At 61.1% G+C, this 13,748-nt stretch carries 13 protein-coding genes; 10 read left to right on the top strand and 3 right to left on the bottom strand.

Features of this window, described 5'->3' with window-relative positions; all coding sequences use genetic code 11:
- Positions 1–103 precede the first annotated feature (103 nt).
- Entirely contained in the window at positions 104–832 is a 729-nt protein-coding gene (locus AC1DIJ_RS12365; protein ID WP_112390554.1) for a helix-turn-helix transcriptional regulator, read from the top strand.
- Positions 833–877: 45 nt separating this feature from the next.
- Here AC1DIJ_RS12365 and AC1DIJ_RS12370 read toward each other — a convergent pair whose 3' ends face one another.
- Positions 878–1,852: a small ribosomal subunit Rsm22 family protein gene (locus AC1DIJ_RS12370; RefSeq protein WP_112390553.1), complete on the bottom strand. Its 975-nt coding sequence runs from the start codon at positions 1,850–1,852 to the stop codon at positions 878–880.
- 475 nt (positions 1,853–2,327) lie between these two features.
- Between AC1DIJ_RS12370 and apbC the strand changes: the two genes are divergently transcribed.
- The 9 genes from apbC to AC1DIJ_RS12415 all read left to right on the top strand — a co-directional run bounded on the left by apbC (position 2,328) and on the right by AC1DIJ_RS12415 (position 11,122).
- Positions 2,328–3,494, top strand: coding sequence for an iron-sulfur cluster carrier protein ApbC (gene apbC, locus AC1DIJ_RS12375; protein WP_112390552.1), 1,167 nt, complete (start codon positions 2,328–2,330; stop codon positions 3,492–3,494).
- A gap of 423 nt (positions 3,495–3,917) precedes the next feature.
- A complete protein-coding gene (locus AC1DIJ_RS12380) occupies positions 3,918–4,895 on the top strand; it encodes a magnesium transporter CorA family protein (protein WP_112390551.1) in 978 nt (325 codons plus the stop codon).
- 18 nt (positions 4,896–4,913) lie between these two features.
- Positions 4,914–6,812: a potassium transporter Kup gene (locus tag AC1DIJ_RS12385; RefSeq protein WP_112390550.1), complete on the top strand. Its 1,899-nt coding sequence runs from the start codon at positions 4,914–4,916 to the stop codon at positions 6,810–6,812.
- 172 nt (positions 6,813–6,984) lie between these two features.
- Positions 6,985–8,166 (top strand): cell wall hydrolase, encoded by a 1,182-nt coding sequence (locus tag AC1DIJ_RS12390; protein ID WP_310292446.1) that lies wholly within the window; start codon positions 6,985–6,987, stop codon positions 8,164–8,166.
- 281 nt (positions 8,167–8,447) lie between these two features.
- Positions 8,448–8,789, top strand: a complete 342-nt coding sequence (locus AC1DIJ_RS12395; RefSeq protein ID WP_112390548.1) for an AtpZ/AtpI family protein — start codon at positions 8,448–8,450, stop codon at positions 8,787–8,789.
- A 71-nt stretch (positions 8,790–8,860) separates the two neighbouring features.
- Positions 8,861–9,613, top strand: a complete 753-nt coding sequence (locus tag AC1DIJ_RS12400) for a F0F1 ATP synthase subunit A (RefSeq protein ID WP_112390547.1) — start codon at positions 8,861–8,863, stop codon at positions 9,611–9,613.
- 66 nt (positions 9,614–9,679) lie between these two features.
- Positions 9,680–9,907 (top strand): F0F1 ATP synthase subunit C, encoded by a 228-nt coding sequence (locus AC1DIJ_RS12405; protein WP_003588243.1) that lies wholly within the window; start codon positions 9,680–9,682, stop codon positions 9,905–9,907.
- Positions 9,908–9,985: 78 nt separating this feature from the next.
- Positions 9,986–10,627, top strand: coding sequence for a F0F1 ATP synthase subunit B (locus AC1DIJ_RS12410; RefSeq protein WP_112390546.1), 642 nt, complete (start codon positions 9,986–9,988; stop codon positions 10,625–10,627).
- Positions 10,628–10,630: 3 nt separating this feature from the next.
- The gene (locus AC1DIJ_RS12415) at positions 10,631–11,122 is read left to right on the top strand and encodes a F0F1 ATP synthase subunit B (protein WP_112390545.1); all 492 of its coding nucleotides are present in this window, start codon (positions 10,631–10,633) and stop codon (positions 11,120–11,122) included.
- A gap of 422 nt (positions 11,123–11,544) precedes the next feature.
- On the opposite strand, the gene AC1DIJ_RS12420 is transcribed toward AC1DIJ_RS12415, so the two are convergent.
- The gene (locus tag AC1DIJ_RS12420) at positions 11,545–12,237 is read right to left on the bottom strand and encodes a ribonuclease HII (RefSeq protein WP_112390544.1); all 693 of its coding nucleotides are present in this window, start codon (positions 12,235–12,237) and stop codon (positions 11,545–11,547) included.
- Positions 12,238–12,457: 220 nt separating this feature from the next.
- Positions 12,458–13,615, bottom strand: coding sequence for a PA0069 family radical SAM protein (locus AC1DIJ_RS12425; protein ID WP_112390543.1), 1,158 nt, complete (start codon positions 13,613–13,615; stop codon positions 12,458–12,460).
- Positions 13,616–13,748 lie beyond the last annotated feature (133 nt).

Genomic DNA, 13,748 nt, shown 5'->3' on the forward strand with positions numbered 1-13,748 from the left:
CCGGCCGCGCATTTTAAGGCCGGGAACCATATTTTTCTTTTTAGGTTTAGCAATTTAGCAGCGCAGTTGATCTGAACCGCAAGCTCGGGAAGATGAAGAATAGATGGCTTTGTCACAAGCGTCCGATCAGACGGACGGGTATGTCCAGGAGATAGCGGGTCTGAAGACCCAGTTCGATATCTTCCGCTTCATGAAGCGGGTAACGGACGCCTTCGGCAGCCGTGCCTTCATGGTTCTCAACCTGCCGCCCATCACATCCTTCGAACTGCAGAGTACCACCGTCATCACCAGCTGGCCGGCAGAACTCCTGTCGCTCTACGATCAGGAAGGGCTGATGATGAACAGCCCCGTGCTGCGCCGGTTACGCACCTCGTCCATACCGTTCTTCCATGACACGTCAAAAGGCTGGGTGCGCGACGACGGCAAGTCGGCGATGGTCGCCGGGCTGTTCGAGCGCTTCCGGATGGTGCGTTGCGCCTATTTCCCGACGCATGAACCTTCGGGTCTGCGCGGCGCGGTTTCCTTCGCTGGCGATCGCGAGCCCTATACGCCGGAGGAGATGCGCAATCTCTCCTATATCGCCATCCATGTCTTCGACCGGCTGGCTGAGATCCGCAATCTCGACAACCGCCTGACCGATACGCTGACCGACCGGGAGGTCGACTGCCTCAATTGGACGGCTGCCGGCAAGACCAGCGCCGAAATCGCCGATATCCTCGGCCTCTCCGAGCATACGGTGAACCACTATCTGAACCGCGCGACGAAGAAGCTGGATACCGTCAACCGCACGCAGGCGGTCGCCAAAGCGCTGCGCATCGGGCTGATCAAATAGCCTGCCGAAAAAATCATCACCAAGCTTCAAAGATGGGCAGCGCGATCAGCCGCTGTCCTTTTCACGGGCATCGCCCCAATCGGCCCGCCGCGCCCATTTGAAAGCGGCCCCATCTCTTTTCGATAATGTCTGTTCCGCTGCACGTCCGTCGTCCTGGCAGAGTTTCAGTCTGATGACGCTGCCGGAGCCCTGTGGCGGGGCGATCACCCGCGCGTCGGGCAGCGCGACGGGGAAGCGGCTGGCGGCGATGAAGATGTATTTCTCATCCTCCCACGGCACTTCCGCATCCTTCACCAGCCGATGGATCTTCGAGCGCGAAACGCGCCGGGAGAAGTGGCACCAGTCCGGTGCGGCGATCGGACAGTCGAGGGCGTGGGTGCAGGGCGCAACGATATGTGCGCCCTTGGAAAGCAGAACGTCGCGAGCCGCCAGGATCCTGTCCCAACCGGCCGGCGTGCCGGGCTCGATGATAACCAGCGTGTCGCGGGTCAAGGCCCAGAGCTTGCCGATCGATGGAGCGATCTGGTGCGGCTCGATCTCGTCGAGAACATAGGCAAGCGTGACGAGATCGGCAGGCGGCAGTGAGGGTAACTCCTTGAGAAGATTGCCATCCACCCAGCTCACGGGAAAATCGAGACCCTCCGAAAGGCTCTGTCCCGTCTGCCGGATCGCGGTGCTGGCTTCCACCATCGTCGCTTCGCCAATCGCAGGCCAGCAATCGGCCGCGGCCCAAAGCGCCGAGCCCGGACCGGCGCCGACATCGATAAATCGCTGCGGCTCGAAATCAGGCCGCACCCCGGCGATCATCTCGAAAGCGGCGCGGATCGCCGCATAGGTCGCGGGCAGCCGCGCCGCGAGGTAGGCATGGGCCGCAAGCTGGTCGCTGATGTGAAAGCTGCCATCACGCAACTCCTGCCGATAGCGGCTGGAAAGGCGCGCCGAAGCACGCTTCAGCGCATCCAGCGGCTGGCCCTCAAGCATCGCTTCCACCCGTTCACGCAAGATCTTCGGCAGTTCCATCGTCGTCGCCCATTCTGGTCACCCACGCCATACAGCCGGGCTCGCGCAATGCCAAGCGCAGCACTTGGCATGCACCTTGCTTCTTATCTGGCAGAGGTCCAGAGGGGACTTTGAAGAGAGCGCCAAGAATGGCGCCGTTTCGGCCAGCCGCCGCCCACGATTGTAGATGCGTTTCTCTTGCATCCGGTCGCTGGCGGCGGTTGTTGCTTTTATGTGACGGCGCCTTCGCCATCGTGCCCACCCCCCAATTATTAGTGTGATTTTGTCTCTGGTCATTTTTGGCCATTGCGCTAGGTCGGTCTGATCGCGCCGGTTCTCGGGGAGACCGTTGCGGCCATCGAGGCGAAAGCCTGGCGGACCAGATGGCCGCAACGGAATTCGATCGCGCGTTTTCCGTTCCTCATTGCCGATTTCGTTTGGCGAAGGCGCAGCCCTCCACTATCTACGTGTCTGCAAAGATACGCGTGAGGAATGCATGACTGAGGTCACCAAGGAACAGGTTCTTGAAACGCTGAAGACCGTGCGCGGTCCCGATCTCGAACACAATATTGTCGAGCTCGGCATGGTGTCCGACGTCTTCATTTCCGATGCCAAGGTCTATTTCTCCATCACCGTGCCTGCCGAACGGGCAAGGGAACTCGAGCCGCTGCGCCAGGCCGCCGAGCGCGTCATCAAGGAAATGCCGGGCGTCAAGGGCGCGCTGGTCACGCTGACCGCCGACAAGAAGGCCGCCTCGCAAACCGCGCCCGCCGCCCGTCCGGCCGCATCCCATGCCGAGCACGATCACCACGGCCATTCCCATTCTCACGCCCCGCAGCCCCAGCAGCAGCGCAGCGGCAAGATCGGCGTGCCCGGCATCGGTGCGATCATCGCCGTCGCCTCCGGTAAGGGCGGCGTCGGCAAGTCGACCACTGCAGTCAATCTGGCGCTCGGCCTGCTCGCCAATGGCCTGAAGGTTGGCATCCTCGATGCCGATATCTACGGCCCGTCGATGCCGCGCCTCCTGAAGATCTCCGGCCGTCCGACGCAGATCGACGGCCGCATCATCAACCCGATGGAAAATTACGGCCTCAAGGTCATGTCGATGGGCTTCCTCGTCGATGAGGAAACCGCGATGATCTGGCGCGGCCCGATGGTGCAGTCGGCGCTGATGCAGATGCTGCGCGAAGTCGCATGGGGCGAACTCGACGTTCTCGTCGTCGATATGCCACCCGGCACCGGCGACGCGCAGTTGACTATGGCCCAGCAGGTGCCGCTCGCCGGCGCCGTCATCGTCTCGACGCCGCAGGATCTGGCGCTGATCGATGCCCGCAAGGGCCTCAACATGTTCAAGAAGGTTGAAGTTCCGGTTCTCGGCATCGTCGAGAACATGAGCTATTTCATCGCTCCCGATACCGGCACCCGCTACGATATCTTCGGCCATGGCGGCGCCCGCAAGGAAGCCGAGCGCATCGGCGTACCGTTCCTCGGCGAAGTGCCGCTGACGATTAACATCCGCGAAACGTCGGATGCCGGGACCCCGCTGGTGGCTTCCGAGCCGAACGGCATCGTTGCCGGTATCTATAAGGACATCGCTGCTAAGGTCTGGGCGGAGGTCGGCGGACAGCCGCAGCGTCCGGCGCCTGCAATTGTCTTCGAATAGCACAGACGCCGGATTCGGGCGGTGCCGCATACCCCAAATTGCGGGGGAAATGTGGTGAAAACGCGCAGTTCACGTAACACGTCTTGATTATTTCGCCGCTTTCCGTCATATGCCCCGCCGTCGCCATGAGGGCGGTTTCTGCAGATGCTCGATGACGGACGCCTTTGCCCCAGGGTTCCCGGCCAGCCTGCATGTTCGGAGTTGACTTGTCGGTTGAAGGATTGGTGACTGCGATGCGGTTGAGCACAATGCGCACCCGGCAAACGGCCGGACGCAGCCGGAGTTGTATGAACTTTTTTTATCCGTTTCCGTTAGTCTCCAGGGCTTGCAGCCTCAGCGCTGCCTTCTTGGCAGCCGCGTGATGGAAGGGCGTTCGATGATGGCGATGATGGCATGGCGCGAGCGCGGCTGGAGACAGGCCCGTTGATCACCGCCTATTGCTCCAACTGCAAGTCCGTCGAGATTCGTGATCTGTCGAAGATGGACGAGTTTCCGGATGACGTCGTGTGGATCGATCTGATCGAGCCGACGCGCGAGGAGGAGCTCTATGTCGAGAAAGTGATCGGCATCGAAGTGCCGACCCGCGACGACCTCAAGGACATCGAACCCTCGGCACGCCTCTACACCGAAGGCGACGACGTGTTCATGACCGCTTCGCTGGTCTGGCAGGCCGAAACCGCATCTCCGACGCTGACGGATGTTGCCTTCATTCTGTCGGGCAACCGGCTGATCACCATCCGCTACGCCCATCCGAAATCCTTCAAGCTTTTCATCGCGGCGCTTCATCGCGTGCCGGAACAGTGGCGCAATGGTGCAGCCCTGCTCGCCAAGCTGCTCGAAACGATCGTCGATCGCACCGCCGAGATCCTCGAACTGTCCGTTGCCCGCATCGACATTCTTTCGACCCATGTCTTCGGCGAACGCGCCAAGAAGGTGCGCAAGCCGTCAAACTATCTGGAAGAAAAGCTGCGCGATATCGCTGCCCACCACCGGCTGGTCTCCAAGGTGCGCGATAGCCTCGCATCGCTCTCCCGGCTTTCAAGCTTCTTTTATACGGTGCCTGCCGTCCAGCACGATCAGAACACCAAAGAACTCTGCCGCACGGTGTCGCGCGATATCCAGTCGCTCAACGAACATGCCTCGTTCATCGCCGGCAACATCACCTTCCTGCTCGATGCTTCGCTCGGCCTGATCAACATCGAACAGAACTCGATCATCAAGATCTTCTCGATCGCATCCGTGGTCTTCTTGCCGCCGACCCTCGTCGCATCCATTTATGGTATGAACTTCGAATTCATGCCGGAACTGCACTTGGCCGCGGGTTATCCCTATTCGCTGGGCCTGATGGTCGTATCCGCCATCATTCCGTTTTTCTTTTTCCGATGGAAAGGCTGGCTCTGAGGAGCCTGTTGTAACTTCATGTCCGACGAAAGCCATTCGCACGATCGCCACATGACGCCGCGCAAACTCTTTTATCTTGCGCTCGGCTCCGTTGGCGTCGTCTATGGAGACATCGGTACCAGCCCGCTTTACGCATTCCGCGAAGCGCTGAAGCCGGTCGCCCAGGATGGTCTCACCCGTTTCGAAGTCATCAGCCTGATATCGCTGATGATCTGGGCGCTGACCATTATCGTCACCCTCAAATACGTGCTGCTTTTGCTGCGCGCCGACAACGAAGGCGAAGGCGGCACGCTGTCGCTGCTCGCCTTGCTGATGAAAACGGCCAATGGCCATACGGCGATCCTCGTCGCGCTCGGACTCACTGGCGCCGCGCTCTTTCTCGGCGACGCGATGATCACCCCGGCACTGTCGGTTCTGTCGGCGGTCGAAGGTATCAAGCTCGTGGCGCCGAATGCCTCGCCCTATATCGTGCCGATCTCGGTGGCGATTCTTGTCGGGCTGTTCGCCTTTCAATCGCGCGGCACCGGCACGATGGCCCGCTTCTTCGGGCCGATCACCGCGATCTGGTTCATCGTCATGGCGCTGGTCGGCATCTCGCACATCTCGGATGATTACGGCATTCTCGCCGCCTTCAACCCATACTATGCCGTCAGCTTCCTGCTGAATGAAGGCTTCTACGGCATCGTCGTGCTGGGCGCCGTGTTCCTGACGATCACCGGGGCAGAAGCGCTTTACGCTGACCTCGGGCATTTCGGCCGCCGGCCGATCCAGTGGGCGTGGTTCGCGCTGGTCTTCCCGTCGCTGACGCTGAACTATCTCGGGCAGGGCGCTCTCGTTCTCGGCAATCCGCTGGCGATGTCGGATCCCTTTTACCTGATGTTCCCGAAATGGGCGCTGCCGTTCGGCGTCGTGCTCGCCACCTGCGCCACCATCATCGCCAGCCAGGCCGTCATCACCGGTGCCTTCTCGCTGGTCCGTCAGGCGATCAACCTCGGCTTCCTGCCGCGCATGGAAATCCTCTTCACCTCGGAAACCAATACGGGCCAGATCTTCCTGCCGTCGGTCAACGCCGTCCTCTTCCTCGGCGTCATGTTCCTGGTCATCACCTTCAAGACCTCGGATGCGCTGGCAACGGCCTATGGTATCTCGGTCACCGGCGCGATGGTCGTCACCTCGATCATGGCTTTCGAATTCGTTCGCACCCGCTGGAACTGGTCGATCCCGGTGGCCGCGATCGTTTTGCTGCCGCTGCTTGCGCTTGAGCTGATCTTCCTCGGCGCCAATCTGCTGAAGATCCACGACGGTGGCTATATCCCGATCCTGATCGCCACCGCCTTCATCGTCATCATGTGGACCTGGCGCCGTGGCACTGCAATCCTCACCGAAAAGACCCGCCACACCGATATTCCGCTGGCCTCCTTTGTCAGCTCGATCGAGCGCAAGAGCGATCACTCGCCGGCCCATGTTCCGGGCACTGCGATCTTCCTGACCAGCGATCCGGAATCGGCGCCCGCGGCATTGCTTCACAATCTGAAGCACAATCACGTTCTGCACGACAAGAACGTCATCCTGACGATCCGTACCGTCAACAAGCCGCGCGTTCCGAGCATCGACCGCTACAAGGTCGAGCCGATTTCCGAGCGCTTCTCGCGCGTCGAACTCCAGTTTGGCTTCATGGAAACTCAGAACGTCTCGCAGGCGCTGGCGACGCTGCGAAAGACCGGGCTGAAGTTCGACATCATGTCGACTTCCTTCTATCTCGGCCGCCGCAAGCTGGTGCCGGATGCGAAGTCGGGCATGCCTTACTGGCAGGACCGCCTCTACATCGCGCTCGCCAATGCGGCAGCCAATCCATCCGACTATTTCCGCCTGCCGGCCAACCGCGTGGTCGAGCTCGGATCGCACGTCATCATCTGACCTCGCGCCAGATCGCAATTCAGGGAACCCGGCCTTCGCGCCGGGTTCTTGCGTTTCGCTATATGAAAAAATGCTCACGGATAGATTCCGGGATGGCGAATTAACCAAGCATCAAGGTTAATGAGAGATTTTCAATGCAGTGTTCATGCGTCCCGTGTTCCGGAGTCTGGCGTTGCGTCGACAGAGCGTTTTCAGCAGCAAGCTGCGTTATCTGCCCAAAAACTGGATTTCACCCGCGATCTTCGGTATCTGCGGGTGGCTCGCGTTCCCCAGCATCGTTTCGCATGCGGATCTAGCCGCGATGCTCGCCGGTCTCGATGAGAGCCGCGAGAACTGGCGCATGGTGATGACCAATTCGCCGGCCGGCTCCATCCATCAGGCGGAACTCACCTTCGCCGATCCAATTGTTACCGGCACGGTCGCAGCCGGCGCCGGCATGGTTCTGCCCGATGGCCGCAAGGTCGCCTTCGTCGCCGAAGGGAAGGGGCATGAGGACACGACCGATGAAGAACGGGTCAATCGCAGCCTGAAGAAGGGTCGCGTCGTCGCCGTCGAGAAGATGCAGCCGCCGAAGGATTTCACCGCCGGCTCCATCCTCCAGCGCACCAAGCTGCTGTTCGAACCCAGCTTCAATCTCAAGGACAAGTCGGCTTTCGTGAAGCCGAAGATCAAGGGCAAGGAAATCGAGATCGCCACGGCCTTCTATAAGAAGGAGCCGGTCAAGCCGGAAACCGTGGTGCCGACCTTCCTCGCCGACCTCGTCAACAACAACAAGCCGGATGTGCTGGCAACCGCCTATGCGCCGGCCGCCCCGGACTATTCGCGCCAGTCTCCTTTCGACTCGATCCTCACCGACAAGAGCGCCAATGACGGCCGCTTCGTTCCGCAGATCGGTGCCAGGGATCATGCCTGGGCCGCCAGCATTCTGCCGCCGGCGGTGTTTTCGGCTGCCGAGCAGCAGTGCCTGGCTTCCGGCATCTATTTCGAAGCGCGCGGCGAATCGGTGAAGGGGCAGGCAGCCGTCGCCCAGGTCATCCTCAACCGCGTCCGCAATCCGGCCTATCCGAAAACCATCTGCGGCGTCGTCTATCAGAACGAAGACTGGCGCAACCGCTGCCAGTTCTCCTTTGCCTGCGACAACATCAAGGACCGCGTGAACTCGCAATATCACTGGCGCATGGCCCGCGAAGTGGCGATGGCGGTGACAGCAGGCAAGATCTGGCTGCCGCAGGTTGGCTCCGCCACGCACTACCATGCCGTCTATGTCCGTCCGAAATGGGCAAAGACCATGGAGAAGGTCGGCCGCATCGGTCTGCATGTCTTCTATCGCACCTATGGCGGCGGCTGGAGCTGACCGGAAGCTGCCTAAGCTGTGGATTCTCTGCAGCTTGCAGCGCCTATAAAGCGGATTCTCCCGCTCGAATTTTGCCAGGCCGCCTAAATTGAGATCAAGTATTTGATCTCACTCGATTATTTTATGTCTGAGCGCGGGCGCCCTATGCCTTGACTATACCAATCCCTAAAACTATGTTGCGCGCGACTTCAGAACGGGCCGAAAGGTTCTATATTCCATGTCTCTGACGTCCACAGGACCGGGGTAGCGGGATTGGGGATAGAGGCATAGGAGGAGGAACCATGTCGGATGACCGGGAAGAAAGTCTGGACAGGCGCCGCGCGCAGCTGGGAGCAGAGCTCAAGGCAAAGCGTGTAGAGGCGAGAGAGGAACAGGCGAGCGAGGCCCGCGCCGAGGAAAGCCGTAAAGGCTATGCCCAGGCGATGAAGCTTTCGAGCGAATTCATCTCCGCTATCATTGTCGGTGCTCTGCTTGGCTATCTCCTCGACCGTTTTGTCGGCACGGCGCCTTGGGGTTTGATTATTCTTCTGCTTCTCGGATTTTGTGCCGGTGTTTTGAATGTTCTCCGTGCCGCAGGCAAGGTTGCAAAACCCGAGCCCGGAAACGGAAACGGCAGCAAATAGGGTAGGGCGCGCCAGCGCTCCGCTCATTATGATGATCCCGCGCCCGCGGGCCAAAGAAGAGAGAACAAGCGGTGTCTAACGATCCGACTCATCAGTTCCTGATCCAGAAGATTGTGCCGATCGAAGTCGGCGGGATTGATTTCTCGTTCACCAATGCCTCGCTCTTTATGGTGGCTTCGGCAGCTGTTGCCGCCGGCTTCCTGTATTTCTCGACGTCAAACCGCGCCATCGTTCCTGGCCGCTCGCAGTCCGTCGCGGAAATGTCCTACGAATTCATCGCTTCGATGCTGAAGGAAGGCGCCGGAACCAAGGGGATGAAGTTCTTCCCGCTGGTCTTCTCGCTTTTCATGTTCGTGCTGACGGCAAACCTGCTCGGCATGTTCCCTTACTTCTTCACCATCACCAGCCAGATCATCGTCACCTTCGCGCTGGCGCTTCTCGTCATCGGCACGGTCCTGGTCTACGGCTTCTATAAGCACGGCTTTGGCTTTCTTAATGTCTTCGTGCCTCAAGGCGTCCCCGGCATTCTTCTGCCGCTGGTCGTGACGATCGAAATCATCTCGTTCCTGTCGCGTCCGATTTCGCTCTCGGTTCGTCTTTTCGCCAACATGCTCGCTGGTCATATCACGCTCAAGGTGTTCGCAGGCTTTGTCGCCTCGCTCGGAGCCCTTGGTGCGCTCGGTATCGGCGGTGCCATTCTTCCTCTCATCATGACCGTCGCCCTGACCGGTCTCGAGTTCCTCGTCGCCTTCCTCCAGGCTTACGTCTTCGCGGTACTGACTTGCATGTACCTCAACGACGCGATCCATCCCGGCGGGCACTAAGGATAACGACATCGACGTCAAAGGGCGTCAGTCATTCGCCGCAACAACCATCTCAAGGAGTTCAACATGGAAGCGGAAGCAGCAAAGTTCATCGGTGCAGGCCTGGCTTGCTTTGGTATGGCCGGTACGGCTCTCGGCCTCGGCAACATCTTCGGCAGCTACCTGTCCGGCGCTCTGCGCAACCCGTCTGCCGCTGACAGCCAGTTCGGCCGTCTGGTTTTCGGCTTCGCCGTTACGGAAGCTCTGGGCATCTTCTCGCTGCTCGTCGCTCTCCTCCTGCTCTTCGCCGTTTAATTTCGGTGGATTGAAGGATCACGGCCTGCAGACCGCAAGCCGTGATCCTTTGCATTTGCAGTACACCTGGAGGTGAGCATGTTTTTTGTGACCCCGGCCTATGCTGAAGAAGCTCCGGCGGGAACGGCAGAAACGGGTGCAGCCACCGGTACGGATCCGCACGCCGCTCCGGCTGCTGGCGAGGTCCATACCGAAACCGGCGTTGCCGGTGGCGAGCATCATGGCGGCGTTTTCCCGCCGTTCGATACGTCGACCTACGCATCCCAGCTGCTTTGGCTGGTGATTACGTTCGCTGTTTTCTTCGTGCTCATGCAAAAGGTCATCGCACCGCGCATCGGCGGCATCCTCGAGCAGCGCCATAACCGGCTTGCGCAGGATCTGGACGAGGCAGCACGCCTCAAGTCCGAAGCCGACGCAGCGGTCGCAACCTATGAAGGCGAACTCGCCGCAGCCCGCTCCAAGGCCAATCAGATCGGCACCGCCGCTCGCGATGCCGCCAAGCTCAAGGCTGAAGCCGACCGCCGCGCTGTCGAAGCAAGCCTTGCCGAAAAGCTGAAGGCTGCCGAAGGCCGCATCGCCGATATCAAGGCGAAGGCATTCGCAGACGTCGGCACGATCGCTGAGGAGACGGCTGTTGCCGTCGTTCAGCAGCTGATCGGTGGCACCGCTGCCAAAGCTGATGTCGCAGCGGCGGTCGCAGCCGCCAAGAAGGAGGGTTGATCGATGGAATTTGCTCTTGATGCAACTTTCTTCGCCTTTGTCGGCCTCGTTCTCTTCATCCTGCTGGTCGTCTACCTGAAGGTTCCGGGGATGATGGCAAAGTCGCTCGACGACCGCGCCGATCAGATCCGCAACGAACTGGCGGAAGCCAAGCGCCTGCGCGAAGAGGCCCAGCACCTGCTGGCCGAATACCAGCGCAAGCGCAAGGAAGCCGAAGCCGAAGCTGCGAACATCGTCGCTGCCGCCGAACGCGAAGCAGAGATGCTGACCGCCGAAGCCAAGAAGAAGACCGAAGAGTTCGTTGCCAACCGCACCGCGCTTTCCGAGCAGAAGATCAAGCAGGCAGAAGTCGAAGCGATGAAGGCCGTTCGTTCAGCCGCCGTCGATCTCGCCATCTCCGCTGCCGAGACCGTGCTGGCCCAGAAGGCCGAAGGCAAGGTCCAGGCCGATCTCTTCAAGACCGCCGTCGGCGAAGTGAAGACCCGCCTGAACTAAGGTTCGGTCGATAGGATTGGAAAGCCCCGCCGTCGTGCGGGGCTTTTTGTTTTTTTTGGGCGTTGGTGGTGTTGGTAGTCATTATAGCGTGGCACTGTGCCTCCTGCGCTGCGTGGCCAACGCAGGCAGCCAATGGGTTCGCTCAACCCCTCCCCACCGCCCTCATTCCTGTGCTTGTCACAGGAATCCAGCCACGGCGCGTCCGCGCCGTGAATAACGCAAACGAGCTCGCGACGGGTCATGTGTCTCCCGCGCCCCAAGACTGGGGCGCACTGGATTCCTGTGACAAGCACAGGAATGAGGAAGGAGAGGTTAGTGGCCGCGGCACGAGGTGGCACCTGTGGTCGTGTCTAGGGTCGATCCCCGCAGCGGGGTCCGTAGCAGCAGGGCGGATGAGGCGGCGCCTCCGGGCGCACTGCCCCTCAATCCCCAAGCATCTCCTGCGTCACCGCAAGCTCCGCCCCGTCCTTCCTGAGCGGCCTGAACGTCATCCGGTGCAGCGAACACGGGCCGTGCTGCTCGATCCCCGCGCGGTGCTGGGCCGTGCCGTAGCCGGCATGGGCGGCAAAGCCGTAGTCGGGGAAGACGAGGTGGGCGCGGGTCATCATCCGGTCGCGGGTAACCTTGGCGACGATCGAGGCGGCAGCGATCGAGACGGAGCGCGCGTCGCCCTTGACCACCGCCTGTCCGGGACAGTCGAGCCCTTGGGGCACGTCGAGACCATCGGTCAGCACGTAGGCGGCGGGAATGGAAAGGCCGCAGATGGCACGGCGCATCGCGTCGAGGCTCGCCTTGCGGATATCGGTAACGTCGATGCGGGTGGCGCTCGACGAGGCGATCGAGACTGTCGCCGTCGCCAGGATCTGCACGAACAGCTCCTCGCGCCTGCCCGCCGAGAGCTGCTTGGAATCGTTCAGCCCCTCGGGAATGCGTCTGGGATCGAGGATGACGGCGGCGGCCACAACCGGACCAGCCAGAGGACCGCGCCCGGCTTCGTCGGCACCGGCAACCGGCCAGTGACCGGCCTTGCGGGCCTTCAGTTCCAGCTTGAAATCCGGAGTGAGCGGCGCGTCTTCGAAAAGCAGAGGAGAATCGGGTGGCGTGCGACGTTTCATGCGGCTGAACCTCGCACGCCAACCCGATTTCCTGCAAGCCCCCGGAACAGGGCGGCGGGGCCGGGGGCTAGGACCGCGAAGGGGCAGGGGACCCATTCGCGGCGTGCAAGAGACCAGGGCGGCGGTCTCCTGCGGGTAATTCCTCAGCAGGCATCGTCTGCCTGCCGTTCGAAACGGACGTGCCGTTTCTCCTCGCGCCCGTGCCAGCGGGCGGGAAGCTTCAAAGCAGCGACAGCTGCACGCCGCTGCCGTCAGGCGGCACGAAGAGATCGTCGCGCAGCGGCATGCTGCGCCTGACCATGCCGAGCCGCTTGGTGGCCATCTCGAAGCGCCGGGCAATCTGCCAGGCGTAGGGGCCGGCACCCTTCATCCGCTTGCCGAAATCGGCGTCGTAATCCTTGCCGCCGCGCATCGAGCGCACCAGCGACATGACGTGCCGGTAGCGATCCGGGTAATGCTGCAGCAGCCAGTCGCGAAACAGCGGCGAGACCTCCAGCGGCAGCCGCAGGAAGACATAGCCCGCCTCGCGCGCACCGGCAGCATGCGCGGCATCGAGAATGCGTTCGATCTCGTGGTCGTTCAGCGCCGGGATCACAGGGGCGGCCATGACGGAGGTCGGGATACCGGCGTCGCTCAGAGCATGGATCGCTTCCAGCCGTCGTGGCGGCGTCGAGGCGCGCGGCTCCATGGTCCGGGCAAGCTTGCGGTCGAGCGTCGTCACCGACAGCGAGGCGCGCACCAGGCCGCGTTCCGCCATGCTTTTCAGGATATCGATATCGCGCATGATCATCGCCGACTTGGTGACGATCGAGACAGGATGATTGGCCTTGTCGAGCACCTCGAGGATCTGCCGCATGATGCGCCATTCCTTCTCGATCGGCTGATAGGGATCTGTATTGGTGCCGATCGCGATTACCCGCGGCTTGTAACCGGGCTTTGCAAGTTCGCGTTCCAGAAGCTTGGCGGCATCCGGCTTGGCAAAGAGCTTGGCCTCGAAATCAAGCCCCGCCGAAAGCCCCATATAGGCGTGGCTCGGCCGGGCGAAGCAATAGATGCAGCCATGCTCGCAGCCGCGATAGGGGTTGATCGACCGGTCGAAGGGAATGTCGGGCGACTCGTTGCGGGTGATCGCGGTGCGCGGCTTTTCGATCTGCACTTCGGTTTTGAAGGGCGGCAGTTCTTCCAGCGTCTGCCAGCCGTCGTCGAAGGCCTCGCGGCTCTGCGGCTCGAACCGACCGCCGGGATTGAGCCCGGCACCGCGTCCGCGGCGGCGTTCGGCATCCACGCGCAGGCCAGACTGGGCGATCAGCGCTTCGGCAATATCTGCCGTGTTGGCAGGCGCGAACGCGGCCTGCCCTGCAAGGGACTGTTCGTTCATCGGATTCTCCCGCAGCGGAGGCGTTGCCTTCGCCCGTTCTTGATGATTAAATTCCTAATCAGAAAAAGAGAACAATGCAAGAACAAAATGAGGAAAGTCGCGCTGGCAAAGTTTTGTGCGGCGCATTATAAAT

It is taken from the genome of Rhizobium sp. 10N427 (genome assembly GCF_056394605.1).

Bases quoted from the DNA above. Each gene is read 5' to 3' on its own strand.
- AC1DIJ_RS12365 (WP_112390554.1), top strand. From the start codon at position 104: ATGGCTTTGTCACAAGCGTCCGATCAGACGGACGGGTATGTCCAGGAG.
- AC1DIJ_RS12370 (WP_112390553.1), bottom strand. From the start codon at position 1,852: ATGGAACTGCCGAAGATCTTGCGTGAACGGGTGGAAGCGATGCTTGAG.
- apbC (WP_112390552.1), top strand. From the start codon at position 2,328: ATGACTGAGGTCACCAAGGAACAGGTTCTTGAAACGCTGAAGACCGTG.
- AC1DIJ_RS12385 (WP_112390550.1), top strand. From the start codon at position 4,914: ATGTCCGACGAAAGCCATTCGCACGATCGCCACATGACGCCGCGCAAA.
- AC1DIJ_RS12395 (WP_112390548.1), top strand. From the start codon at position 8,448: ATGTCGGATGACCGGGAAGAAAGTCTGGACAGGCGCCGCGCGCAGCTG.
- AC1DIJ_RS12405 (WP_003588243.1), top strand. From the start codon at position 9,680: ATGGAAGCGGAAGCAGCAAAGTTCATCGGTGCAGGCCTGGCTTGCTTT.
- AC1DIJ_RS12410 (WP_112390546.1), top strand. From the start codon at position 9,986: ATGTTTTTTGTGACCCCGGCCTATGCTGAAGAAGCTCCGGCGGGAACG.
- AC1DIJ_RS12415 (WP_112390545.1), top strand. From the start codon at position 10,631: ATGGAATTTGCTCTTGATGCAACTTTCTTCGCCTTTGTCGGCCTCGTT.
- AC1DIJ_RS12420 (WP_112390544.1), bottom strand. From the start codon at position 12,237: ATGAAACGTCGCACGCCACCCGATTCTCCTCTGCTTTTCGAAGACGCG.
- AC1DIJ_RS12425 (WP_112390543.1), bottom strand. From the start codon at position 13,615: ATGAACGAACAGTCCCTTGCAGGGCAGGCCGCGTTCGCGCCTGCCAAC.